The sequence below is a fragment of the Butyrivibrio sp. LB2008 genome (genome assembly GCF_000621565.1).
In the GTDB taxonomy this organism is placed as follows: Bacteria; Bacillota; Clostridia; order Lachnospirales; family Lachnospiraceae; genus Butyrivibrio.
Map to the genome: position 1 here is coordinate 258,214 of NZ_JHXZ01000009.1, position 24,525 is coordinate 282,738.

The following is a 24,525-nucleotide window of genomic DNA, read 5'->3' on the forward strand; positions in this document are numbered from 1 at the left end:
AACATATGAACAGTTATTCATATGTTTATATGAAAGGAAGTACGAATGGCTATAAACGATGTAGAACACTGCGAAGTACATGATGTTCACAGAGATCTTGTGAACAGGATAGGTAAGGAGATGCCTTTCGAGGATGAACTTTATGATCTTGCGGAGCTGTTTAAGGTCTTTGGAGATTCGACGAGGATCAAGATTCTTTTTGCCTTGTTTGAATCGGAGATGTGTGTATGTGATATAGCGGAGACTCTTAATATGACACAGTCGGCGATATCACATCAGCTCAAGATCTTGAAGCAGAGTAAACTCGTAGGGAACAGACGTGAAGGCAAGTCGATCATCTATTATTTGGCAGATGATCATGTGAGAACGATTATAGCTCAGGGAATGAGCCATATAAGCGAATGACAGGCATTTATGAAAAATTAACCCAAGTGGAGAAAGGATAATTATTATGAAGAAGACATTTAAGTGCGAGGTTGATTGCGCAAACTGTGCAGCAAAGATGGAGGAAGCTGTTAAGAAGATTGAAGGCGTTGTAAATGCAAGAGTTAATTTCATGACTCAGAAGTTCATTCTTGAGGCAGCAGATGATGTATTTGACGATGTATTTGATAAGGCTGTGAAGGCTTGCAAGAAGGTTGAACCCGATTGTGAGATTGAAGGAGCATGATTTATCCGGTGAGCTGATTCACAATAGATTGAAGATAGTAATAAGCTCACTGACATTTCTGTAGAAAGATGTGGCACTATGACTAAGAAACAGAAGAAAACAAGAAACAGAATACTTATTGTACTCGGCATTTTTATCGTATTACTTATTCTTGAAAAGACCGGGGTGCTTGAAAGTCTGCCGACTATCGTAAGATTTCTTATATTCCTCGTACCGTACGTGATGATCGGCTATGATGTTATAAAGAAAGCGGCTGTAAACATAAGCCACGGACAGGTATTTGATGAGAACTTTCTTATGATGATCGCTACTTTCGGAGCATTTGGAATCGGAGAATATCCGGAAGCGGTTGCGGTAATGCTTTTTTACCAGATAGGAGAACTGTTCCAGAGCTATGCTGTAGGCAAATCGCGTCAGTCTATTACTGAGATGATGAGCATTGCTCCAGAGATTGCAAATGTTATAGGCGATAACGGTGAAGTTACGGAAGTCGATCCGTCCGAAGTAAGTATTGGCGATATCCTTCTTGTAAGAGCCGGAGAGAAGATTCCTGTAGACGGAGTTGTCGTTGAGGGAGAGTCTTTTATTGATACTGCGGCGCTTACGGGAGAATCGGTTCCAAGAAGAGTAACAAAAGATTCCGATGTCATAAGCGGATGCGTAAACGGCGAAGGTATCCTTAAGATAAGGGCCGCTAAGGCATACGAAGATTCCACTGTTTCCAGGATCCTTGAACTTGTTGAGAATGCGAGCGATAAGAAGTCCCGCATGGAGAATTTCATCACGAGATTTGCAAGATATTATACTCCCGTAGTTACAGTCGGAGCGCTTCTTCTTGCAATTATCCCGCCGATTTTGGGACAGCTTCAGTTTGCTGACAGTATCAAAAGAGCTTGTATCTTTCTTATTGTTTCTTGTCCATGTGCGCTTGTAATCTCGGTGCCTCTTGGTTTCTTTGGCGGAATCGGTGCATCGTCCAAGATAGGTGTACTTGTAAAGGGAAGTAATTTCCTTGAGGCTGCATCAGGCATAAAGACGGTTGTTTTTGACAAGACAGGTACTCTTACAAAGGGGGAGTTCAAGGTTACAGATATCGTTACTGCAAGTGAGAGCGGTATCTCTAAGGATGAACTTCTTGAGATGGCTGCAACAGGCGAAGCTTTTTCAAACCATCCGATAGCAAGATCTGTATTTACAGCTTATCTGGAATCATCGGGTAAAAAAGATATAGACAGAACCAGCATTTCCGAAGCTGATACGAAGGAAGTTTCGGGCCGCGGTATTGAGACCGTATATAATGGCAAAAAACTGCTTCTCGGTAATTCTAAACTGATGAACGAAAATAGCATCAGCTCTTTTGCGGAAGCGGTAGCTGTATCGGGAACGGTCGTATATGTATCATATGACGGAAAGTTCATGGGATATGTTGTTATCTCCGATGTCATAAAGGAGAGCGCAAAAGATGCGATTGCAGGAATTAAGAAGGTCGGCGTAAACAAGACTGTCATGCTGACCGGTGACAGGAAAGATGTCGCCGAGGATGTGGGCAGACAGATTGGCATAGATGAGGTGATTTCACAGCTCCTTCCCGCAGACAAGGTTGAACGGGTTGAAAAAATGCTTTCATCAGAGGATAATGATAGTAAGCTTGCGTTTGTTGGCGATGGTATAAACGATGCGCCTGTTCTTATGAGAGCAGATGTCGGTATAGCCATGGGATCGCTTGGAAGTGATGCGGCTATCGAGGCTGCAGACATTGTCATCATGGACGATGATATAAACAAGATTCCTTCGGTTATCGGAATCGCCCGCAAGACTATAAGGATCGTGAAAGAGAATATTGTATTTGCGCTTTCTGTAAAGGTCATCATTCTTATTCTCGGAGCACTCGGCCTTACAACCATGTGGCTTGCGGTATTTGGAGATGTAGGAGTTGCCGTTATTGCAATTTTGAATTCTATGAGAGCGCTTAAAATAGACAGATAATCGATCCGTGTTCAAACGGAGGAAAAAGAATAATGGCAAAAGCAGGACTTGACATTGGAGAGCTTCTTTTAAAGATTGCCACCGGGGAGACCGGTGAGATCAGCAAGGTTGATTATGCTGCGCAAAAACCGAGATTTAGCAGTATTTGTGCAAGTGATGAACAACCTTTGGAAAGGAGTTCGCCTGAATCACAGGGTGTCAGTTCTGCTTTTTTTACGTCTTTATTAAGAGACCTTTCTGAGACAAAAGAATGTAAGATGCACAAATTTATGGCACTCAGAAACGGGAAAGTTATATGTGAGTGCGCATTTGCACCGTATTCGATTGATCATTGGCATGTTTCCTATTCGATGTGTAAGAGTGTCGTTGCCATGGCTATAGGTATTCTTATTGATGAAGGAAAGCTTACTCTTATCGATACGTTAGAGGACATATTCAGCGAATACAAAGGAAAGTTCAAGTTACACAAAAAGACGATAACGGTAAAGAATCTTCTTGATATGACAAGCGGGAGCGAGTTCAACGAAGCGGGTTCGATAAGCGGAAATGATTGGATAAAGGGATTTCTTGAAGCCGGAACCAAATTCGAACCGGGAACGCAGTTTGAATACAACAGCATGAATACATATATGCTCTCTGCAATCGTTACACAGAAAACAGGAAAGTCTTTGTTTGATTTCTGCAAAGAGAGGATCTTTGATCCGCTTGGAATAAAAAGAGTGTTCTGGGAGAGTTGCCCGAAAAAAATAACTAAAGGCGGATGGGGGCTCTTTATCAGAACTGAGGACATGGCAAAGCTTGGTCAGCTCTATTTAAACAAAGGAAAATGGAACGGAAAGCAGATCGTGCCTCGAAAATGGGTGGAAGAATCGACCATACCTCAGATCATGACAGGGCGCGAAGACAGTACATATTACGGATATCAGCTTTGGATAAATGAAGACAGAACGGGCTCATATGCATTTAACGGAATGCTTGGACAGAATGTATTCATATATCCGGATATAAATATGGTCGTTGTGACAAATGCAGGAAACAGCGATATTTTCCAGACTTCGCTTATGGCTATCAAGATAAGAGAAGCAATGAAGAATCTGGTTATTCCGGGGAGCGGCGTGCTTTCAGAGAATTTTGCCGAATTTTCGCAGCTTAAGGCGCTTTGCAAATCAATAAGCGGAGAGACGGTAGCTTATCCTTCGATTGTAAGCGGAGGATGGAAGAACAGAGCGGTCTCTGTTACGGAGGGAAGAGCAGGCCGCAAGACATCCGTCTACAGGAGCAGACGCGCCGATTTCAAGAAGTCGCTTGGGTATTTTAATGCCAGAAATGAGAGCCTTCTTGCGGCGAAGTGGCTTAGTAAGATAAATGGAAAGATATACGATCTTGAATCCAACAATGTCGGTGTATTTCCCATAATGATGCAGGTCGTGCACAATAACTTTACGGATGGTATTAAAAAAATTGGATTCAGAGTTGATGATAACGGATTCTTTTTCATTGATATCTATGAAGGTGATGCCATGTATGCGCTTAAATGCGGCTTTGGCGGGAAAAAATATATAACCAACGTAAACATGCATGGCGAGATGTATCAGGTTAGCCTTGAGTCTACGTGCAAGACTGATGAGTATAACAGGTTTGTACTTAGAAATGAGATCATATTCCTCGAGGAAGCCTGCAGCAGAACGCTAAATATCTATTTTGACGATGATGCTTCGGACAGGGAAGACAGGAAGGGAACATTTATTCATCCTTCCGTTCCGACAGGCCTGGAAGTAAGATTTTATGAGAGCCCCGGGGGAGATATGCTTATTGATGCAATGAAGAGCGTTTCCGCCGAAGGACTCGGAGGACTTCAGGGCGTGATCTTTGGAAAGATAATAAAGGGCGGTATAAAGGGACTTTTTGAAGATGCGATAAAGAATATGCTTCAGCCAAAACTACGAGGGGTATTGTCTCAATAACAATTATGGTAGAATAATCTAGGATTTTTAAACTTACATTAAATAAATTTTTTGTTGAGAGAGGTGGCCATGGCTAATAAATTATATGAAAAGCTTTCAAGTTGTGTTGATGCGGTAAGGAGTAAGACGGACTTTGTTCCCGATGTTGCTCTTGTTCTCGGATCCGGACTTGGAAATTATGCTGAGAATATCAAGGTTTGTGCAGAAATTGAATATAAGGACATTCCGGGATTCCCTGTTTCTACAGTTCCGGGACATGCGGGGAAATTCATATTCGGCTATGTCGGAGATACTAAAGTTGTCTGCATGAAAGGCAGAGTGCATTTTTACGAAGGATATGATATAAGCGATGTAGTTCTTCCCGTAAGGCTTATGGGAATGCTCGGCGCTAAGATTCTCTTTTTGACAAATGCGTCCGGAGGACTCGGAGAAGGATTCGGAGCAGGTGATCTCATGCTTATAACGGATCACATTTCATGTTTTGCACCCAATCCGCTTATCGGCGGCAATATCGATGAACTCGGCCCTAGATTTCCTGATATGAGCGAAGTCTACAAAAAGGATCTTCAGGATATCATCAAGGAAACTGCAAAAGAAAACGGAATTGAACTTAAGGAAGGCGTGTACTGTCAGCTCACAGGCCCTTCGTTTGAGTCGCCCGCAGAGATCAGGATGCTTCAAAAGCTTGGAGTATCAGCTGTCGGTATGAGTACTGTAAATGAGGCAATTGCTGCAAATCACATGGGACTTAAGATCTGTGGAGTTTCATGTATCTGTAACCTTGCAGCGGGGCTTTCGGATAATCCGCTTTCACATGAAGAAGTGCAGGAGGCTGCGGACAAGGCGGCACCTCTTTTCACCAAACTTGTGAATGAATCAATCAAAAAATTCAACAAAGGATGATGACATAATATGGAAAATGAGGGACTTTTTTATATATTGCTGGTTATTTTTGCATTTACTCTTATTGCGTATATTCTGGGGGTTAGAGACGCAAAGCTTGCAAAAAAGAACCTGATATACAAACTTAAAAAGAATTGGGGTGATTCACCCAAGCGAAATTACAAGGAAGATGATTTTGATCACATACCGGGTTATTACGATAATCATAAGACAGATTTTCAGATTGATGATACTACCTGGAACGATCTTAATATGGACGGCGTTTTTACCAGGATGAACTATTGTCTCAGTGCTTCGGGCGAAGAGTATCTTTATTACATGTTAAGGACGCCGAAGCAGACTGACGATTTTGAGGAAGAAGAGAAAAAGATAAAGTTCTTCTCGGAAGATGGCGATGCAAGGCTTAAGTGTCAGATCGCGCTCGCCAAGATCGGAAGAGGAAGCAGATTTTCTATTTACGAGTATCTTAAGCAGCTTGAGAATATTGAAGATTTCAGCAATAAAAAGCATTATATGATGCTTACGCTCATGATTTTCTCGATTGGGCTTATCTTTGTAAGTTTCCAGCTTGGATTTGTCATGCTTTTGGCAGTTGCTGCCACAAATATTTTTATGTATTTCAGGATAAAGAATAAGATTGATCCTTATCTTGCAACTTACGGCTATATTCTTAAGGTGCTTGATTCTACCAAATTGTTTAAGAGCAGCGATTATCCTGCAATAAGTGATGATATAGAAACACTTGGCAGATCCTACGATAATATGAAGGGATTTTCCAGCGGATCAATTATCCTTATGTCTCCTTCAGGCACGGGCAATCCCGCCGATATTATTCTGGATTATTACAGGATGTTGACTCACGTTGACCTTATAAAGTTCAATAAGATGTACATTCATCTCATGGAAAAGAAAGATGAGCTTGATAAAATAATCACCGTTATCGGTAAGATCGATGCGTACATTTCAATTGCCTGCTACAGAGAGTCTGTGAAAGAGCAGTATTGTATCCCTGTTTTTGAGGGAAAAGATATTAAGTGCGAAGATGTGATCCATCCTCTTATCGAGAATGCGGTTTCAAACAGTATCGAAGCTAAGAAGGGCGTGCTTCTTACAGGTTCCAATGCTTCCGGAAAATCAACATTTCTTAAGACTATCGGAATCAATGCTTTGCTTGCGCAGTCGATTCATACTGTTTTGGCAAAAGAGTATAAGGCTCCGCTTTTCAGAGTTTATTCCTCAATGGCATTAAAAGACGATATCTATGAGGGCGACAGCTATTATATTGTTGAGATAAAGTCCATGAAGAGAATCATCGATGCGGCAAAGAAAGCCGGAAATACCGTTCTTTGCTTCGTTGACGAAGTCCTTCGCGGAACAAATACTATCGAGAGAATCGCGGCTTCAACTGAGATACTTAAATTCCTTTCTGATTCGGGAGTTGAGTGTTTTGCCGCAACACATGATATCGAGCTTACACAGCTTCTTAAGGATAAGTATGAACTCTATCATTTTGAGGGAAATGTTTCCGATGATGATGTTCATTTTGATTACATGTTAAAAGAAGGTCCTGCGACAAACAGGAATGCGATCAAGCTGCTTAACGTCCTTGGATATGACAGCAGCCTTGTAGATAGTGCTCAGAATCTTGCTGAAAAATTTTTGACTACGGGAGCATGGGAGTAATATGAAAGTAGAAATATATTCAGACGGTGCTGCAAGAGGAAACCCGGACGGACCGGGAGGATATGGCACAGTCCTTAGATATGTCGATTCAAAAGGCGAAGTTCACGAAAAGGAACTTAGCGCCGGATATGATAAGACAACAAATAACAGAATGGAGCTTATGGGAGCAATCGTGGGACTTGAGTGCCTCAACAGACCTTGCAAAGTCGATATGTACTCGGATTCACAGTATGTTATCAAAGCTTTTAATGACAAGTGGATCGACGGCTGGATAAAAAGAGGATGGAAGACAGCGGGAAAGCAGCCTGTAAAAAATGTCGAGCTATGGAAAAGACTTCTTGAAGCCACAAAAGGCCATTCCATCAAGTGGAACTGGGTCAAAGGTCATGCGGGACATCCCGAGAACGAAAGGTGCGACGTGCTTGCGACAACAGCTGCCGATGACGATCCGTCCACATTACTTCACGATGACGGTGGTGATCTCAGATGATCTACTATATTGCCGATTGCCATTTTTTTCATAACGCACTTAATGAGAAGATGGATAAACGCGGCTTTTCAAGCTGTGAAGAGATGAATGAGTACATGCTGAAAAAATGGAATGACAAGGTTACAAACGCTGATACCGTTGTTATTCTGGGCGACTTATCTTTTGGCAAGATAGAAGAGACCAATGAACTTGTTCATAAGCTTAAGGGGAAACTCTGTCTTATAACCGGAAATCATGATAAATATGTAAAATCTGCAAATTTTGATAAGGACAGATTTGAATGGATCGACAATTACAGAGTGATCACCGATTCTCAGAAAAAAGTTGTATGTTGTCATTATCCAATTCCTTTCTATGACGGACAGTACAGGCTTAAACACAGCGGAGAGCCAAAGACCTATATGTTATACGGCCATGTTCATAATACAAGGGATGAAGTTCTCATGAAGAAAATAATCGAGATGATAGGCTCGACACCTTACGTGCCAATCGCAGCCGAACATGAGCGCACCATTCCATGCAATATGATAAACTGCTTCTGCATGCGCTCAGATTATGAACCGCTGACACTCTCGGAGTGGATCAAACTGTCGGGAAATCAGTGAGTGTAAGTGTTTGTATAAGAAATAAAAGTACAAGTTATGATACAAAGATTTAAAGTAACTATATTGGCATTGTTGATGGCCATTATCTGCGCCGGATGCCAAAAGAAAGATGATATATCGGAAAAAGCACCTGATGCCGCGTCTACAACAGAATCAGCTTCAGATGTATCCATATCGGATGAATCCGCGGTCGGTGATTCAGTGGCTGAAGACGATAATATAGAGATCAAGTCCGAAATATCGGAAGACAGGCGCTATCACAGTGCGACGGTTAAAGGTGTTGATTATTCCCTTACAGTTGACCTGACAAAATGGGAAGGAAATACCAACCTGTTACAGATTGAAACCCTAGAGAGCTTGTTCTGGCAGGTCTATCCTAAGATGTATGAAAGATTTGGCATATATTCATCTGCACCTACAGATGTTGAACTCCTAATCGAAAATGAAGGCTACGAGATCGCCTGCGCATGGGAGAATAAAGTACATCTTCATGACATGTGGCTACATGACAACCCTGAAGACTTTGACTGCTACACCCATGAACTTGCCCACTTGATCCAAAACGGTTGGAGCGAAGACTATCTTGAATACGATTCCTACATAGAACGCTTCGCCGACTACTGCCGATACATCTACGCCTATGACGACGGCAAATACAACGACAAAGGCTGGACTCTTCAGACAGTAGAAACCGAGAATACCAGAGAACTTTCCGTAAGATTCCTTGTCTGGCTCGACTACGAACTCTCAAGTTCAGACCGTGATTTTATGTACGATTACTTCGTCTTATGCTCAGACTGCCAATTTGCAAAGACCGACTGGCCCAAAGCCTGGAAAACTCTCTTTGCAGGTACAAAATTTGAAGGAAAAACCATAGATGAAGTCTGGAATGAATACTCAACTTCCGATTTCGCCATCTTTTCTTCAAACAGCGAAAAACCCGGAGAATCAGACCTTCTCTCCAAATATGACATAAGAAATAAATGTAAAAAATAAAAATAGATGTTAGAAAGATCTTATGTAAAAACGCTCCGCTATGAATGTGACCGATGCACATAAGTATTATGCAAGCTAAAGCATGCACACATCAGCGTGCAAAGAGTTGAAAGGCAACTCATTGTTCTGACCGCCATTTCATAGACAGCCCAGCCACAAAGGTATATATTCGGAGATGCGCAGTCTTCGGACGAGGCGATGATTTTCAAGATTCATAAATTAAGAGAGCTCGACTGCTTCGAACAACGCTGAGAGGAGAGCTCTCTTAATTTATGAATCTTAGAAAATCACAACGCAGACGTAAACAAGCATCTCCGAATATATACCTTTGTGGCTGGGCGTAATAAAAGGCTGCCACACTAACTGTGACAGCCTTTGTTGTGTCGCGAATAGCGATATATTTATTTGCCGAATACTGCTTCGTAGTCTTTTACGAATTTCTCAATTCCCTGATCTGTGAGAGGATGGTGAGTCATCTGCTCAATTACCTTGTAAGGAACTGTAGCGATGTCAGCACCTGCAAGAGCACAGTCTGTAACGTGCATAGGATGACGAACACTTGCTGCAATGATCTCTGTCTCAATACCGTGGATGCTGAAGATTTCAGCAACCTCTGAGATAAGATCTGTTCCACGAACGCTGATGTCATCAAGTCTTCCAAGGAAAGGACTTACGAATGCTGCACCTGCTCTTGCTGCAAGAAGAGCCTGGTTAGCTGTGAAGATAAGAGTCACATTGACTTTGATGCCCTCGGCTGCAAGAGTGTGGCAAGCCTTAAGACCTTCTACTGTCATGGGGATCTTAACTACCATGTTCTTATGTATTTTTGCAATCTCGCGACCTTCCTTGATCATTCCCTCAGCGTCTGTTGTTGTAGCTTTTACTTCGCCGCTGATAGGTCCGTCAACGATAGATGCAATCTCTGCAACTACCTGTGTAAAATCACGTCCTTCTTTTGCAATAAGAGAAGGGTTTGTTGTAACTCCGCAAATTACGCCCATGTCATTAGCTTTTCTGATCTCGTCGACATTGGCTGTGTCCAAAAAGAATTTCATTTTTGCTTATACTCCTTGTCTGTAACCTAATTGATAGTTATATGGAATATCTTAAAAAGATTTCCAAATAAAAATGATACAACTAGGATAGCACTATATTTATTTTTTTCAATATGATTTTCTTGTTCATTTTACTTTGATTTTTTTGTATTAAATTCATTGTCTTTAACGGTTGAAAGTGTTAAAGTGGAGAAGGATTATTTACTTTAAGGAGAGAAGGTATGATTATTAAAGTGTTAATGTTACTGGTGTTCTTTTCTGTAATGATCTATATCGGTCTTATGTGCAGGAAGAACTCGACTGACGTAAGTGGTTTTGTTCTCGGAGGGAGAGCGGTTGGGCCTTGGGTTACGGCCTTTGCTTACGGAACATCCTATTTTTCCGCAGTTATTTTCGTGGGGTATGCGGGACAGTTTGGATGGAAATACGGAATTGCCGCTACCTGGGTCGGAATCGGCAATGCCCTTATCGGTTCACTTCTTGCATGGGTTATTTTGGGAAGAAGAACGCGAATCATGAGTCAGCACCTTGATTCTGCGACAATGCCTCAGTTCTTTGCGGCAAGATTTGGCGGAAGATCTCTTAAGATAGCTGCTTCCGTTATCACATTTATTTTCCTTATTCCTTATACAGCTTCTTTGTATAACGGACTTTCAAGACTTTTTGGTATGGCATTTAATATTGATTATTCTATCTGCGTTATCGTTATGGCGGTTCTTACAGGAATATATGTTATCGCAGGCGGATATATGGCAACTGCAATAAATGATTTTATCCAGGGTATCATCATGCTCATCGGTATCTGTGCGGTTGTTCTCTCAGTTCTTAATTCTCAGGGTGGCTTTCTTGCGGCACTCGACGGACTTGCAAGAATATCGGATGAGAGCGTATCGACAACTCCCGGTGTGTTTGCTTCATTTTTTGGACCGGATCCTCTTAACCTTCTAGGTGTTGTAATACTTACATCACTCGGAACATGGGGACTTCCTCAGATGGTTCAGAAATTCTATGCAATAAAGAGTGAAAGATCTATCTCAAAAGGTACGATTGTTTCTACATTTTTTGCATTCATCGTAGCCGGAGGATGCTATTTCCTCGGCGGATTCGGAAGACTTTTTTCAGACAAGATTGATATTGCCGCAGACGGCTTTGACAGTATCGTTCCGACGATGCTCTCAGGACTTCCGGATTTTCTTATCGCTGTGGTTGTTGTTCTTGTGCTGTCAGCTTCAATGTCCACGCTTTCATCACTTGTTCTTACAAGTAGTTCGACACTTACACTCGATCTCTTAAAAGGCCATGTGATCAAGAATATGGATGAAAAGAAGCAACTTCTTATCATGAGAGTCCTTATCGTTGTATTTGTCGGAATCTCTGTAGTTATCGCAATTGTTCAGTACAAGCAGAACGTGACATTTATCGCTCAGCTCATGGGCGTTTCTTGGGGCGCTCTTGCGGGGGCTTTCCTTGCACCTTTCCTTTACGGTTTGTACTTTAAATTCATAACAAAGACAGCTGTTTGGGTGAATTTCGTATTCTCAACAGTAGTCATGCTCGCAAATATGTTTGTAAGACCGAAATTCCCGCAGCTTCTTCAGTCGCCCATAAATGCAGGAGCATTCTGCATGATCGCAGGTCTTATCATTGTCCCTTTGATATCTCTTTTCACCAAGAAGCCTCCGAAGGAACTCGTGGACGGTGCGTTTGCATGCTACAACAAAGAAGTTCTCGTTCATCAGAGCACTTCACTTTCAGATGATTCCGAATAAGTGGTAAAATAATGTGAAAAAAGATTATTTTATGAGGTGAACATGGCAGAACATATTTTAAAGAATAGTTTTATTGCGATAAAAGTATCGGATCACGGAGCAGAGCTTAAGTCACTCGTTAAGGCAGATTCGGGAAAAGAATTTATGTGGCAGGCGGATGCCAAGTACTGGGGGAGGACTGCACCTGTTCTTTTTCCTATTGTGGGTTCTGTATGGAACGGCGAGTATAAGGTTAACGGCGTTTCTTATAAGCTTTCACAGCACGGATTTGCAAGGGATATGGATTTTTCTCTTATAAAAGAAGCTGAGGATGAACTTGTATTTGAGCTTAAAGACAATGAGGAGTCGCTTAAGAAATTTCCTTTTAAATTCTCTTTGAAGATCGGATATAAGCTTGTTGGAAGCAAGGTTACAGTATCTTATACGGTTTCCAATCCGGATGACAAAGAGATGTATTTTTCAATCGGTGCGCATCCTGCTTTTAACTGCGATATTAATAAGGATGAGCTCTTGTTTGAAAAAGACGGCGCTGCAGTTTCCGGTTCTCTTAAGTCAAATGTGATCGACATGTCTTGCGGATGCCTTTCCGATAAGCAGATTGATGTTGAGACAGCGGAAGGAATAGTTAAACTTACTCCAGGGCTCTTTGACGGGGATGCGCTTATATTCGAAGACAGACAGGCTGATGCGGTTACACTTGTAAGTGCGGCTGATGGAGATAAGCTTCGTGTTACTTGTGATGTTCCGCTGTTTGGAGTATGGTCACCGGTTAAAAAGAATGCACCTTTTGTCTGCATCGAGCCTTGGAACGGAAGATGCGACAGAGTAGGCTTTGAAGGTGGCATTGAAAATAGAGAGTACGGCAATAAATTAGCGGCGGGAGAGAGCTTTGATACTTCATTTGAGATTGAAATCTTGTAATGAAGTGTCCTGGCAGATCATTTTATGATAATTGATTTTCATACACATACATTTCCTGATTCAATAGCTGCAAGGGCTGTTGACAGCCTCAGCAAAGAGGCACATATCGTTCCGCATACTGACGGTACGGTTTCAGGTCTTTTGGATTCAATGGATAAGGGCGGCATAGATATGTCCGTCCTTTTGCCTGTTGCAACGGCGTCTTCTCAGGTGGAGAGTATCAATGACAAGGCTCTTAGAAATAATGAGAAGTACGGTGACAGGTTATGTTCTTTTGGATGTATTCATCCTGAGTATTCACGTTTTAAAGAGGAGCTTAGAAGGCTCAAAAATAACGGCATTAAAGGAATCAAGATTCATCCTGTTTATCAGAATGAGGATATTGATTCCAAGACTTTTCTTGATATCATTTATGCTGCATGCGAAAATGACCTTATCGTCATTACCCACGCAGGGCTTGATATCGGCTTTCCGGGCGTTGTCAGATGTTCGCCTAAGATGTGCAGAAATGTTATAAACACTATCGGCGAGTTTAAGTTTGTACTGGCACATATGGGCGGATGGAGGAACTGGGATGAGGTTCCTTTATATCTTGAGGATACGACGGCTTTTCTGGATACATCTTTTTCCTCGGGAAGAATTCAGGCGCTTTCTGATGGATATTGGGATAACAAGGATAAGGGAATGCTTGATACAGACGGTTTTATGAAGCTCGTTAAGGCTTTTGGAAGCAGCAGACTTTTGTTTGGGAGCGATTCACCGTGGTCCGATCAGAAAGAAGCAGCAGAGTTTATCAAGGAACTTCCGCTTGATAAGAATGATGTTGATAAGATTCATGGCGGGAATGCATGTATGCTACTCGGATTTTAATGCGTAGTTATTCAAAAGACAGCGAGGCGTCGCACTTTTTTCCCGGAGAGGTGAAATATGATTATAAGAGATGCACAAAATAAAGATATTCCGCAGCTTCTTGAGCTGTTGTCTGAGGTACTTGAGATTCATGCAAAGATAAAGCCGGATTACTTTGTATCCGGTTATACGAAGTATAGTGAAGCTGAGCTTGAGGCTATCCTTAAGGCTGAGGATGTTAAGGTGTATGTCGCTGATGAAAATGGAGAAGTCCTTGGTTATGCGTTTTGTATGTTGCAGGAGACTTTGCACAAGCCATTTGTTGTTTCTTTTAAATATATGTATATCGATGATCTCTGCGTTAATTCTGCGTGCAGAGGTAAAGGCATTGGCAAGAAGCTTTTTGCGCATGTCTGCAAGGAAGCAAAGGCACTTGGCTGCAGGGATATCACCCTTAACGTCTGGGAAGGCAATGACAGCGCCAGAGCTTTCTATGAGAGTCTTGGAATGAAGGTGCAGAAGACTACTATGGAAATTACGCTTTGATGGTAATAAGAAACTCATAAAGATATAAATTGCAACATGGAGGAGACATAAATATGAGCTTTGAAATATCATTGATGGAATGGCTTCAGTCCAATATTACGGGAACACTTATCGCGTTTATTTCGCAGTTTTCCGCTTTTGGAGAGGAGTTTGCGCTTGTGGCCGTCATGGGCTTTGTTTATTGGTGCCATGATAAAGAATTTGGACGAAAATTAGGATTACTTGTATGTTCTTCGCTAATTTTATTTCCTTTGATAAAAAACATTGTTTTCAGGCTTCGTCCTTACATGGAGCATAGCAGCATAAAGTGCCTCCGTCCCGTAGAGCCTGATGCGGATCTTATGGATGTGGATGCGCAAGGGTATTCATTTCCAAGCGGTCATTCGACCAATGCAGCAACAGTCTATCCCGGAATCACTGTTTTTAGTAAGGGCAAAAAGAAGCTCAAATGGGTACTTTCAATTGTCTTGATTATTCTTGTGGGATTTTCCCGAGTTGTAGTCGGATGTCATTATCCCACAGACGTGCTCTGCGGATGGGCGCTAGGATTTGCAACGGTATTGATCATTTCTTTTTTGTATAAAAAGATAAAGAATGAAAATGTTATATTTGCGATAGCTGCAGTAATCGGAACTATCGGAGTCTTTTATTGCAAGACAAGCGATTTTTTTAGTGCATACGGTATACTTTTTGGTCTGTGGCTTTCAATACCTTTTGAGAAGAAATTCGTAAATTTTGAATCTACAAGAAATCCTGTTTCAAGCATTATAAGACTTGTTGGCGGCGCGGTAGTATTTTTCGCGCTCGATGAGATTTTAAAGATTCCCTTTGGAAAAGAGTTCTTAAATTCGGGAACCATGGCTGCGCATCTTGTAAGAAGCGGAAGATATATGTTAGCAATATTTGTTTCCCTTGCGGTATATCCTATGTTATTTAAGTTTAGGATTTTCTCACTTGAGCAGGAATCTGAGCAGGGAAATGAACAGAATGTAGCATAAAATTATGACTCTACGGAGCGGCTGATGTACAATTAGTTTCGTAGAGTTATTTTTTTGTTCTTCTTATGGAGGGATGTATGATCATCGATTATGAATTTTTCAGATCAAAAAAAGAAAACGGCGGATTAAAGAAATTTGATGAATCTGAAAATAATAAAAGTATAGTTGAATGCAAGGAATGTAAAAAACGCTACGAGATAGAGTCTAATTGCGGGTATATGTGCGTATGCCCTGATTGCTTGAAATCTTGTAATGATGATTTTTACAATATTCCATTTAATAAATTCAACATTTTTTGGGGCGAAGAAAGAGAGGGTTTTGTTGAGAAAAGGACTAACTCTGTGGTGAAGAGCCATGTTGTCTACAATATTTATTATACCGGCGGATATCGTAGAATAGAGAATCCGAAGGATATTAATGAGATATATGATATTTTGACTAACGAAGTTATCCATGAAATCGACAAAAATTTAAAAAAGATCGAAAATGATAAAAATGCAATGATAGAAAAATTTGTTAAGGAATTTGCTGAGGGCAGAGATCCGATATGGTTGCTGGATTGTGGGGATATAAGCAGATATCATGATACTGTTACGATTTCGAAAGAGCATTCGGGAAAATGGGTAATATATGAGTCGAGGTTACAGAATTGGCTTTCATTTAGTCGTTCTACGGAGATTTCAGAGAGCTTTTCTTCTGTGAATGATTTTAAGCGATGGATTACAAAATTTGTTGAACGTTACTTTGAGATATTTTATTCCAAAAATTTCCTGTCGAACGGTGGATTGCCTAATATAGAGGAATTTGGGAAAGTGTTAAGTTGTAAGAAAAAAGATAAGACAGAAGATAAATAAAGACTGAAAAGGAACATTGTTAAATGATATATATGGGAGATGCGAGCTGGTGGGATAACAGATTTGATTCGCGGGGCGCTAAGCTGATGATGCATGATTCTAAGTTGGAAGAAGATATGAAGTACTTTCCTGAAAAGGGGAAGGTTCTCGATGTTGCATGTGGAGATGGGAGAAATTCAATCTTTTTAAGCAAACAAGGATACGTGGTTGATGCGATAGATTTTAGTAAAGTGGCTTTAGACAGGCTTAATAATTTTGCGAATATGGAAGAACAAAGCATTAGAACAACACAGATAGACCTTTCAGATGAAGTGACATTTGCAAAGTTAGATGAATATGATCTGGTAATCATAAATCATTTCAGACTAGATAAGAGCCTGTATCCTGAGTTGTCAAACCATCTTAAAGAAAACGGCGTTCTCTGGGTTAACGGTTTTCGCGAAATACCCGGAAATAATCCGAATATTACAGGCAGAGATTTGCTTTCTGATGATGATTTTGCAGGACTTGAAAACTGTACTTTGGAAAGCAAAGATACTTATGAGAATGGCGAGCATAAGCTGGTCAGATATATATGGACGAAGAAATAAAAGTAATTTTATGAGGGTGAATTATGTGGGATGATTTTGTTTTTAATCCGCCGTATGCAGGGGAAGAGATAACACAGATCAATGGCGTTAGGCTACCTCAGAGTTATATCGAGTTCATCAGAGAACATAACGGTGGTGAAGGTGATATTGGAGAAACATGGTTATGCCTGTATCCGATTGAGGAGTTGCAGGAAATAAACGATGATTATGAAATTGATAAGTATCTTCCTGGGCATATCATTATTGGATCAAACGGTGGAGATGAGCTTTATGGAATAAATTCAGAGGGGCAGTTTTTTAATGTGCCCTCAATATTTGAAGAGCAATATCTGACTGTTCTTTGTGATAATATGGGGTTATTTGCTGAAAAAGTGAATGAGTTTTGGCGTAATATATAAGTATTTCGTGAGATGGAAAATTTATACAAATAAAAGTTGCAAATTACTACTTTCTGATTTATAATCTTCATAAATCGGAAGTAATCTTTTTGCAACATATATTTTAATATATGTATTCGAGGCTCTATGGAGGATTTTGCTTCCGTAGAGCCTTATTTTATCTATATTGTTGAAATAAAAAATATTTGTTGATATAAAAATGTAAACAATATATAATGATAAAGTTAATAGAATGGAAACATTTATTATGGAGGAGTTATGAAAAATAAGTATTTTATAAGATTTACTATTATCGGAGTACTAATTTGCACGGTCATTTATTATTTGTTTCTTTTACTGGGGATAAATTTGCTCTTGACCGCTGTAGCTTGGTTTATACCGGTGGGAGGAACCTTTTTTGGAGCAATAATTGGATTTTTAGCCAGAATCGGAATAGAAAAGGATAAAACTGAATGCGGTGAGGCAAAGCAAGGACTTTTTGCATTATTCTTATTTGCTTTTCTGTTTTCGCTTACTTTGTTTGAATATGCAACCTGTTACATATCTGATGGTGGAGAAATTAGCAGATTTTTTATAGGAGAGCATGTTAGCAAAGCTATTCCGGACTTAAACTTTGGCAAGTATTTTGTTATGAGATATGTCGAAGCAGAAACGACTGTAAGTTATAGATATAATACGGATTATTCTGCTTCTCTAGGAGATACCGGTTTTACTTTTATAATTTATTTTTTGCAATATCTTGCATCGATAATTACCGGAGTAAGTCCTCTCTCTATTAAACTTGATGAGAGTGACAATGCAGAGAAAGAATATTAAGGAAGGAGCTTTTGGGTAATATGAGGATTGAGGAAATTTTTGACAGGGGAATTAAGTTTCATCATTATTGCAACACGGCATATCCGCTTAGGCCAAATTCATTGGCTCAGTATGAGGTTCATGACGTTGATGCGATAAGAGAGGTTGTAAAGAAGAATATCGAAGCGCAGGATGAGTTATGCTTATATGTTCATGTACCTTTTTGCCAGTCCAGATGCAAATTCTGTGAGTATGTTGTACTTGATAAGCCCGAAGACGGAGATGAGGACAGATATGTTGAGCATCTTTTAAAAGAAATTGAGATGTACAGGGAAATTATCAAGGATAAGAAGATTGTCGGTTACGATCTTGGCGGTGGTACACCTGCATATCTTTCATGTGAGAATCTTGCAAAGATAACAGATGCCATCAAGAAGTTTAATCTTGAGGACGGTATGTATCTAAGTGTTGAGACTACACCTGTGATCGCTGCGACTAATATCGAGAAGATCAGAGCATTAAAGGATCTTGGATATAACAGAATTTCCATGGGATTCCAGACTGTATCAGAAAAGCTTCTTGAATCACTCGGAAGAGAAGGCTCTAAGTTTATATATGAAAAGGCGGTAGAAAATATCAGGGCTGCCGGATTTGACAGACTCAATATAGATCTTATGTATGGTTTCCTTAATCAGTCTGATGAGGATTTTGCCAATACAATAAAATATACGATCGCGCTTGAACCTGAGTTTATCACGTTGTATCGAAACAGATATAAGGGAACCAAGCTTGAAGCTGAGTCTCAGGGCGTAACCTTGTATAAGGTCAACAGACAGTATGATATAGCATATAATCTTTTGAAAGAAGCCGGCTATGTGGCTAATAACGGCAAGAATACTTTCAGCAAGATTCCAAATGATATGGGCACATCTTCATATCTGACCAAGAGAGTAATCGATGCGACATCATATATAGGATTCGGGCTTGGTGCACAGTCTTTCTGCGGCAATTACCTTGCATACAATCTCGGATGCGCAGATCACAAGCTTGATAAGTATTTCGATGCAATCGATAACGGAATCCTCCCCATTAACGATATCGCAGATATGCCAATCGAGGAAGTTCGTGCAAAAGCTCTTTCTGTAATGTTTTATTTTGGATTCATTTCCATGAAGTCTTACAAGGCAAGATTTAATGAGGAGTTCAAAGATATCTATGCTGACAGGATCAAGTTTTTACAGGATCATCAGCTTATGGAATATATCGATGAAGACACATTTATGCTTACAGACTACGGCGCAGCGCACCTTTACGGTATTATTCCGCTGTTCTATAGTGAAAGAAGCGTAAATGAGATGTTTACTCTTTCTGACAGATGGCTCAATGACAAGAAGGGCGAAGATATCTATCTTGAAAAGTATGACAGAAAAATGTATGATGCACCTTCTGTTGCGGTTGATCTCGTTGTACTTAATGAAGACGAATCCAAGATTTTGCTGATCACAAGAGGAGCACATCCTTATGTAAATTATCTCGCGCTTCCGGGAGGATTCTACCGTGAAGATGACGATACGATCGAATATGCGGCTTCCCGTGAGCTTATGGAAGAGACTTCTGTATCCGCTCATATTACGGAAAAAGACCTTGTGAAGGTTTCTTCGCTTAGAAAGAGAGATCCAAGAGGTTGGGTAATCAGCATAGCTTATAAGGTTGTTCTTAATGATTCTAATATCAAGCCTTTGGCAAATACAGATGCGATCAATGCTGATTGGTATGATATTAAGTCACTGGAAAAAGATAAGCTTGCGTTCGATCATTATGAGATTATTCAGCAAGTCATGAAGAATAGTATGGGTTAATTGTATGACATCTTAAATGAAATTACAGAAATCCGCACCAGCTGCGGATTTCGTGAGAACATGATTCAGGAGTCAACCAAGCCCTATCGACAAAGTCGATTCAAATTGGCTTGGTTGATGCATTCTTGAACTTTATGTTCAAGAATGCATATAATAAGAGTAGTTATATGACTCACATTATGATAATGCAGATTGGAGTCAAAAAAGGCTGTGAACTAATGAAATATGTTAGTTCACAGCCTTTATATTTGATGACAACAAAATAGTCCGATGCTTCTGCTTTACATCGAATCTTCGCAAGCTTCCTGAGCTTCTGTTATGTCAAATCTGTGCAAGATCTTCCTGAGCAAGTATCTTGATATGTTTTCCTGCAAGCTTTGCTTCGGCGTTCTTGGTATCTGAAACTCTGAATATCATGTAAGCGTGATCTTTGGCGCATCCGCCGGAAAAAGCGTACATGTACTCGATGTTTACATTGGCTTCGTCGAAGACGGTGAGCAAGTTATCAAGTCCGCCTGTTTCATCCGGAATCTCGATTGCGAGAACAGGAGTGAGGCTTGCTACAAAATTATTTTCTTTAAGAGTGTTAACAGCTGCGAGAGCATCGTCAACAACCAGTCTTGCAATACCAAAGTCTTTGGTCTCCGCAAGAGAAGTAGCACGCATGTCGATCTTGTTTGCTGCAAGTACACTTGTCATTTTCTTCAAGGTACCGGGTTTATTTTCAAGAAATACGGAAATCTGCATTACGCTCATAGCTGTATCCCCCTTTGCGTCTTATATATTCATTATACGATTAGATTTTTCTCTTGTCGATTACACGAACAGCTTTGCCTTCACTTCTTGCGATAGACTTAGGTGCAAGGAGTGAAACCTTTGCCTTGATTCCGAGCATGGATTTAAGGCCTTCAACGAGTTTCTTCTGTCTTTCTTCGATCTCACCTACATTATCGGTAAACATTTCGGGAGTCATCTCAACCTGAACATCGAGAGTATCGGTATTGTTTACTCTGTCTACAACGATCTGGTAGTTTGCTGCATATCCGTTGTTCATAAGAACAGTCTCGATCTGGCTCGGGAATACGTTTACACCTCTGATAATAAGCATATCGTCAGAACGTCCCATAGGTTTAGCCATGCGGACATGAGTTCTTCCGCAAGAGCATTTTTCTCTTGTGAGTTTGCAGATATCTCTTGTACGATAACGGATCATCGGGAAAGCTTCTTTATCTACGGCTGTAAATACGAGCTCACCCTGTGAGCCTTCGGGAAGAACTTCTTCCGTATCGGGATCGATGATCTCGGCGATGAAGTGATCCTCGTTGATGTGCATTCCGTCCTGAGCAGAACATTCAAATGCTACACCGGGGCCTGAGAGCTCTGTAAGTCCGTAAATATCATATGCTTTGATTCCAAGAGTCTTCTCGATATCGGCACGCATTTCTTCGCTCCATGCTTCAGCTCCGAAGATACCTGCTTTAAGCGGAATATCGTCGGGGCCGTAGCCCATCTCTTTGAAACGCTCGCCAAGATATGCGGCATAACTTGGTGTGCAGCAGAGGATAGTAGCACCAAGGTCATTGATGAACATGATCTGTCTGTCTGTATTTCCTGAGCTGATAGGAACGGTAAGAGATCCTACTTTGTGTGAACCTCCGTGGATTCCGGCACCGCCTGTGAAAAGACCGTAGCCGTATGCAACATGAACAACGTCTTCATTTGTTCCGCCGGCAGCCATGATGGCACGTGCGCAGCAGTCTTCCCAGAGGTCGATGTCATGCTGTGTATAGTAGGCAACAACTCTTTTTCCTGTTGTTCCTGATGTTGAGTGGATACGTACGCAATCCTTTAAGGGCTTTCCGAGAAGGCCGTAAGGATAAGCGTCTCTTAAATCTTTTTTTGATAAAAAGGGAAGCTTATGGAGGTCATCAACTGATTTTATGTCATCAGGTGTAACACCTTTTTCTTCCATTTTTTTGCGGTAGTAGGGAACATTGTCCCATACGTGTTTAACCTGTTTTACAAGTTTTTCTGATTGGATCTTGCGTATTTCTTCATAGGGTGCGCACTCGATGTCTTGCTGATAATAACGCTCCATAAATAACTCCTCCGTGTAGATTATACGTGTTAGTAAATAGTTTTTAGAATTACTTCTTTATCACTTCATGTTTTTTCCAAGCTCAAATGCCTTCTTGTTCATCTCAAGGAACTTAGCGGGCACATTGGCTTCAAGTGACTTCATCCAAGCTTCGTCGGGAAGATTGAAATAGTGAGAGAGTCTTCCGAGAAGAACAATGTTAACGGCTTTTGCAGATCCTGCCTGCTCAGCAAGTGAGAGACAGTCGAGAGCATCAACCTTTGCACCTGTTTCTTTTAACTTGGAAACAAGGTCTTCCGGATACTCTGCAGCACCTGTAATTACGGGCATAGGATCGATCTGCTGTGTATTTGTAACGATCTGTCCGTCTTTTTTGAGGAAAGGAAGCCATCTTGCAGCTTCGAGAATCTCAAATGAAACGATGTAATCAGCTTCGCCTTTATCGATAACGGGTGAGTAAACCTTATCACCGTATCTTACGTAAGTAACAACGCTACCGCCTCTCTGAGACATTCCGTGCACCTCGGACACTTTAACGTCATAGCCCTGTGAAAGGAGGAGGTGTCCCAATAATTTGCTGGCAAGAAGCGAACCCTGTCCGCCAACGCCGACGATCATAATATTCTTAGTTTCCATTATCATGCCTCACTTTCTGCTGTGCTTTCAAATGCACCAACAGGGCACATCTGTGAACATACATTGCAGCCTACACATAATGTGTTATCAATAGTTGCCTTGCCGTTTTTCATTGAGATGGCAGGACATCCGATCTTCATACATGACTTACATCCTACGCACTTATCGGTATTAACCTTAAGAGGTTTGTTGTGCTTTACATATTTAAGAAGTGCGCAAGGTCTTCTTGAGATGATAACAGAAGGAGCTTCTACATTAAGTTCTTCCTTGAGAACTTCGTCGCACTGCTTTAAGTTGTAAGGATCAACGACTCTTACGCGCTCAAAGCCCATAGCTTTACAAAGTGCCTCGAGATCGATCTTTCCTGCAGGATCTCCCTTGATGTTGTAACCTGTTGTGGGATTCTGCTGGTGACCTGTCATTCCCGTGATAGAGTTATCTACGATAACGATAGTAGAGTTTGACTGGTTGTAAGCAACGTTTGCAAGTCCTGTCATACCTGAGTGCATGAATGTTGAATCACCGATTACGGCAACAGTCTTTTTCTCGCTCTCAGCGCCGCGAACTTTGTTAAAGCCGTGAACGGCACCGATTGAAGCACCCATGCAGAGTGTCATTTCGATTGCTCCAAGAGGCGGAACCGCGCCGAGTGTATAACATCCGATATCACCAAGAACTGTGCAGTTATTCTTTTTAAGAGTGTAAAAGAGTCCTCTGTGAGGGCAGCCTGCACACATAACGGGTGGTCTTGCAGGAATCTGCTCATCGATGGTAAAGCCTTCATTTACATCTTTTCCGAAAGCCTTTGCAAGAAGATTCTGTGAGAACTCATCGATAACGGGAAGAAGTTCTTTTCCTGTAACTTCGATTCCGAGAGCCTTAACGTGATTTTCGATGATAGGATCAAGTTCTTCAACAACAAAGAGTTTATCAACCTTTGAAGCGAAATCCTTAATAAGATCGCAGGGAAGAGGATTGGTCATTCCGAGCTTGAGAACGCTTACCGAGTCACCGAATACTTCTTTTACATACTGATAAGAAGTAGAGCATGTGATGATACCTATCTCAGTGCCGCCCATTTCAATTCTGTTGATAGGCTGTGTCTCTGCGTATTTAATAAGCTTAAGAGTACGCTCTTCAACGATGGGGTGACGCTTTTTAGCATTTCCGGGCATCATAACGTACTTTGCGATGTTTTTCTCATACGGCTTATCGGGAACAACACGCTCGCCTGTCTCAACGATAGACTGAGAGTGAGCTACTCTTGTGCACATCTTAAGAAGTACGGGAGTGTCGAATTCTTCGGAAATCTCGTATGCGAGCTTTGTGTATTCAAGGGCTTCCTTTGAGTCTGAGGGCTCAAGCATGGGAACCTTGGCAGCGATCGCGTGATGACGTGAATCCTGCTCGTTCTGTGAAGAGTGCATTCCGGCATCATCTGCAACAACTATAACAAGACCGGCGTTAACTCCGGTATAAGACATTGTGTAAAGAGGATCTGCAGCGACATTAAGTCCTACGTGCTTTTGAGCACAAAATGCTCTGCGACCTGCGAGAGAAGCACCAAAAGCGGATTCCATAGCAACCTTCTCGTTTGGAGCCCATTCGCAATATATTTCATCATATTTGGCAGCTTCTTCGGTAACTTCCGTACTGGGAGTCCCGGGATAACTGGAAATAAAGCATACTCCGGCCTCATAAAGACCGCGAGCAACAGCTTTGTTGCCCAGCATCAGCTGCCCATTGTTTTTTTGATCCATGGTAAAAAACCTCCTACAGAATTTTAGATGGCTCATAATCACTGTTCAATCAGGCGAAAAGTATGCGAGCGAACAGCAATCAATTTAGCGCGATAAAGTT

At 41.2% G+C, this 24,525-nt stretch carries 24 protein-coding genes; 19 read left to right on the plus strand and 5 right to left on the minus strand.

All coding sequences use genetic code 11. From position 1 onward, the window contains the following. The first annotated feature begins 45 nt into the window (after positions 1–45). The 9 genes from T356_RS0101165 (at position 46) to T356_RS0101205 (ending at position 9,297) form a co-directional block, all read left to right on the plus strand. Complete coding sequence (locus tag T356_RS0101165) at positions 46–405, plus strand: ArsR/SmtB family transcription factor (RefSeq protein WP_026512906.1); 360 nt, start codon at positions 46–48, stop codon at positions 403–405. A gap of 46 nt (positions 406–451) precedes the next feature. Continuing rightward, positions 452–670 (plus strand): cation transporter, encoded by a 219-nt coding sequence (locus T356_RS0101170; protein WP_026512907.1) that lies wholly within the window; start codon positions 452–454, stop codon positions 668–670. A 78-nt stretch (positions 671–748) separates the two neighbouring features. Then, positions 749–2,656, plus strand: coding sequence for a heavy metal translocating P-type ATPase (locus T356_RS0101175; protein ID WP_026512908.1), 1,908 nt, complete (start codon positions 749–751; stop codon positions 2,654–2,656). Positions 2,657–2,688: 32 nt separating this feature from the next. Beyond that, the gene (locus tag T356_RS0101180; RefSeq protein WP_026512909.1) at positions 2,689–4,620 is read left to right on the plus strand and encodes a serine hydrolase domain-containing protein; all 1,932 of its coding nucleotides are present in this window, start codon (positions 2,689–2,691) and stop codon (positions 4,618–4,620) included. Between the two features lie 69 nt (positions 4,621–4,689). Then, positions 4,690–5,523, plus strand: a complete 834-nt coding sequence (locus tag T356_RS0101185; RefSeq protein WP_026512910.1) for a purine-nucleoside phosphorylase — start codon at positions 4,690–4,692, stop codon at positions 5,521–5,523. Between the two features lie 9 nt (positions 5,524–5,532). Next, positions 5,533–7,206: a MutS-related protein gene (locus T356_RS0101190; RefSeq protein ID WP_026512911.1), complete on the plus strand. Its 1,674-nt coding sequence runs from the start codon at positions 5,533–5,535 to the stop codon at positions 7,204–7,206. Position 7,207: 1 nt separating this feature from the next. Continuing rightward, on the plus strand, positions 7,208–7,696 hold the full coding sequence (gene rnhA / locus T356_RS0101195; RefSeq protein WP_026512912.1) for a ribonuclease HI: 489 nt from the start codon (positions 7,208–7,210) through the stop codon (positions 7,694–7,696). Then, entirely contained in the window at positions 7,693–8,301 is a 609-nt protein-coding gene (locus tag T356_RS0101200; RefSeq protein ID WP_026512913.1) for a metallophosphoesterase, read from the plus strand. The genes rnhA and T356_RS0101200 overlap by 4 nt, the downstream gene beginning before the upstream one ends. Before the next feature lie 36 nt (positions 8,302–8,337). Continuing rightward, positions 8,338–9,297, plus strand: coding sequence for a hypothetical protein (locus tag T356_RS0101205; RefSeq protein ID WP_026512914.1), 960 nt, complete (start codon positions 8,338–8,340; stop codon positions 9,295–9,297). Between the two features lie 401 nt (positions 9,298–9,698). Here T356_RS0101205 and fsa read toward each other — a convergent pair whose 3' ends face one another. Then, positions 9,699–10,352, minus strand: coding sequence for a fructose-6-phosphate aldolase (gene fsa, locus T356_RS0101210; protein ID WP_026512915.1), 654 nt, complete (start codon positions 10,350–10,352; stop codon positions 9,699–9,701). Positions 10,353–10,573: 221 nt separating this feature from the next. Here fsa and T356_RS0101215 point away from each other — a divergent pair, with 221 nt between their 5' ends. The 10 genes from T356_RS0101215 (at position 10,574) to T356_RS0101260 (ending at position 19,931) form a co-directional block, all read left to right on the plus strand. Beyond that, positions 10,574–12,121 (plus strand): sodium:solute symporter family protein, encoded by a 1,548-nt coding sequence (locus T356_RS0101215; RefSeq protein ID WP_026512916.1) that lies wholly within the window; start codon positions 10,574–10,576, stop codon positions 12,119–12,121. A 42-nt stretch (positions 12,122–12,163) separates the two neighbouring features. Next, entirely contained in the window at positions 12,164–13,042 is an 879-nt protein-coding gene (locus T356_RS0101220; protein ID WP_026512917.1) for an aldose 1-epimerase family protein, read from the plus strand. 24 nt (positions 13,043–13,066) lie between these two features. Then, positions 13,067–13,912 carry an amidohydrolase family protein gene (locus tag T356_RS0101225; protein WP_026512918.1) on the plus strand — a complete coding sequence of 282 codons (846 nt, stop codon included), beginning with the start codon at positions 13,067–13,069 and terminating at the stop codon, positions 13,910–13,912. 57 nt (positions 13,913–13,969) lie between these two features. Then, the gene (locus T356_RS0101230; RefSeq protein ID WP_026512919.1) at positions 13,970–14,437 is read left to right on the plus strand and encodes a GNAT family N-acetyltransferase; all 468 of its coding nucleotides are present in this window, start codon (positions 13,970–13,972) and stop codon (positions 14,435–14,437) included. A gap of 53 nt (positions 14,438–14,490) precedes the next feature. Continuing rightward, positions 14,491–15,435 (plus strand): phosphatase PAP2 family protein, encoded by a 945-nt coding sequence (locus tag T356_RS0101235; RefSeq protein WP_026512920.1) that lies wholly within the window; start codon positions 14,491–14,493, stop codon positions 15,433–15,435. A gap of 77 nt (positions 15,436–15,512) precedes the next feature. Beyond that, positions 15,513–16,289, plus strand: coding sequence for a hypothetical protein (locus tag T356_RS0101240; protein WP_026512921.1), 777 nt, complete (start codon positions 15,513–15,515; stop codon positions 16,287–16,289). Between the two features lie 23 nt (positions 16,290–16,312). After that, a complete protein-coding gene (locus T356_RS0101245) occupies positions 16,313–16,879 on the plus strand; it encodes a class I SAM-dependent methyltransferase (RefSeq protein WP_026512922.1) in 567 nt (188 codons plus the stop codon). 23 nt (positions 16,880–16,902) lie between these two features. Next, a complete protein-coding gene (locus T356_RS0101250) occupies positions 16,903–17,277 on the plus strand; it encodes an SMI1/KNR4 family protein (protein WP_026512923.1) in 375 nt (124 codons plus the stop codon). A 258-nt stretch (positions 17,278–17,535) separates the two neighbouring features. Further along, entirely contained in the window at positions 17,536–18,093 is a 558-nt protein-coding gene (locus tag T356_RS0101255) for a hypothetical protein (RefSeq protein WP_026512924.1), read from the plus strand. A gap of 20 nt (positions 18,094–18,113) precedes the next feature. Further along, on the plus strand, positions 18,114–19,931 hold the full coding sequence (locus T356_RS0101260; protein ID WP_026512925.1) for a radical SAM protein: 1,818 nt from the start codon (positions 18,114–18,116) through the stop codon (positions 19,929–19,931). Between the two features lie 321 nt (positions 19,932–20,252). Here T356_RS0101260 and T356_RS0101265 read toward each other — a convergent pair whose 3' ends face one another. From T356_RS0101265 to iorA, 4 genes are read right to left on the minus strand one after another with little or no spacing between them, the layout of a single operon-like run. Continuing rightward, positions 20,253–20,687: an acetolactate synthase gene (locus T356_RS0101265; protein ID WP_026512926.1), complete on the minus strand. Its 435-nt coding sequence runs from the start codon at positions 20,685–20,687 to the stop codon at positions 20,253–20,255. 40 nt (positions 20,688–20,727) lie between these two features. Then, positions 20,728–22,029 carry a phenylacetate--CoA ligase family protein gene (locus T356_RS0101270; RefSeq protein WP_026512927.1) on the minus strand — a complete coding sequence of 434 codons (1,302 nt, stop codon included), beginning with the start codon at positions 22,027–22,029 and terminating at the stop codon, positions 20,728–20,730. Positions 22,030–22,089: 60 nt separating this feature from the next. Further along, on the minus strand, positions 22,090–22,665 hold the full coding sequence (locus tag T356_RS0101275; RefSeq protein WP_026512928.1) for an indolepyruvate oxidoreductase subunit beta: 576 nt from the start codon (positions 22,663–22,665) through the stop codon (positions 22,090–22,092). Positions 22,666–22,667: 2 nt separating this feature from the next. Next, complete coding sequence (gene iorA, locus T356_RS0101280; RefSeq protein WP_026512929.1) at positions 22,668–24,425, minus strand: indolepyruvate ferredoxin oxidoreductase subunit alpha; 1,758 nt, start codon at positions 24,423–24,425, stop codon at positions 22,668–22,670. Between the last annotated feature and the right edge of the window lie 100 nt (positions 24,426–24,525).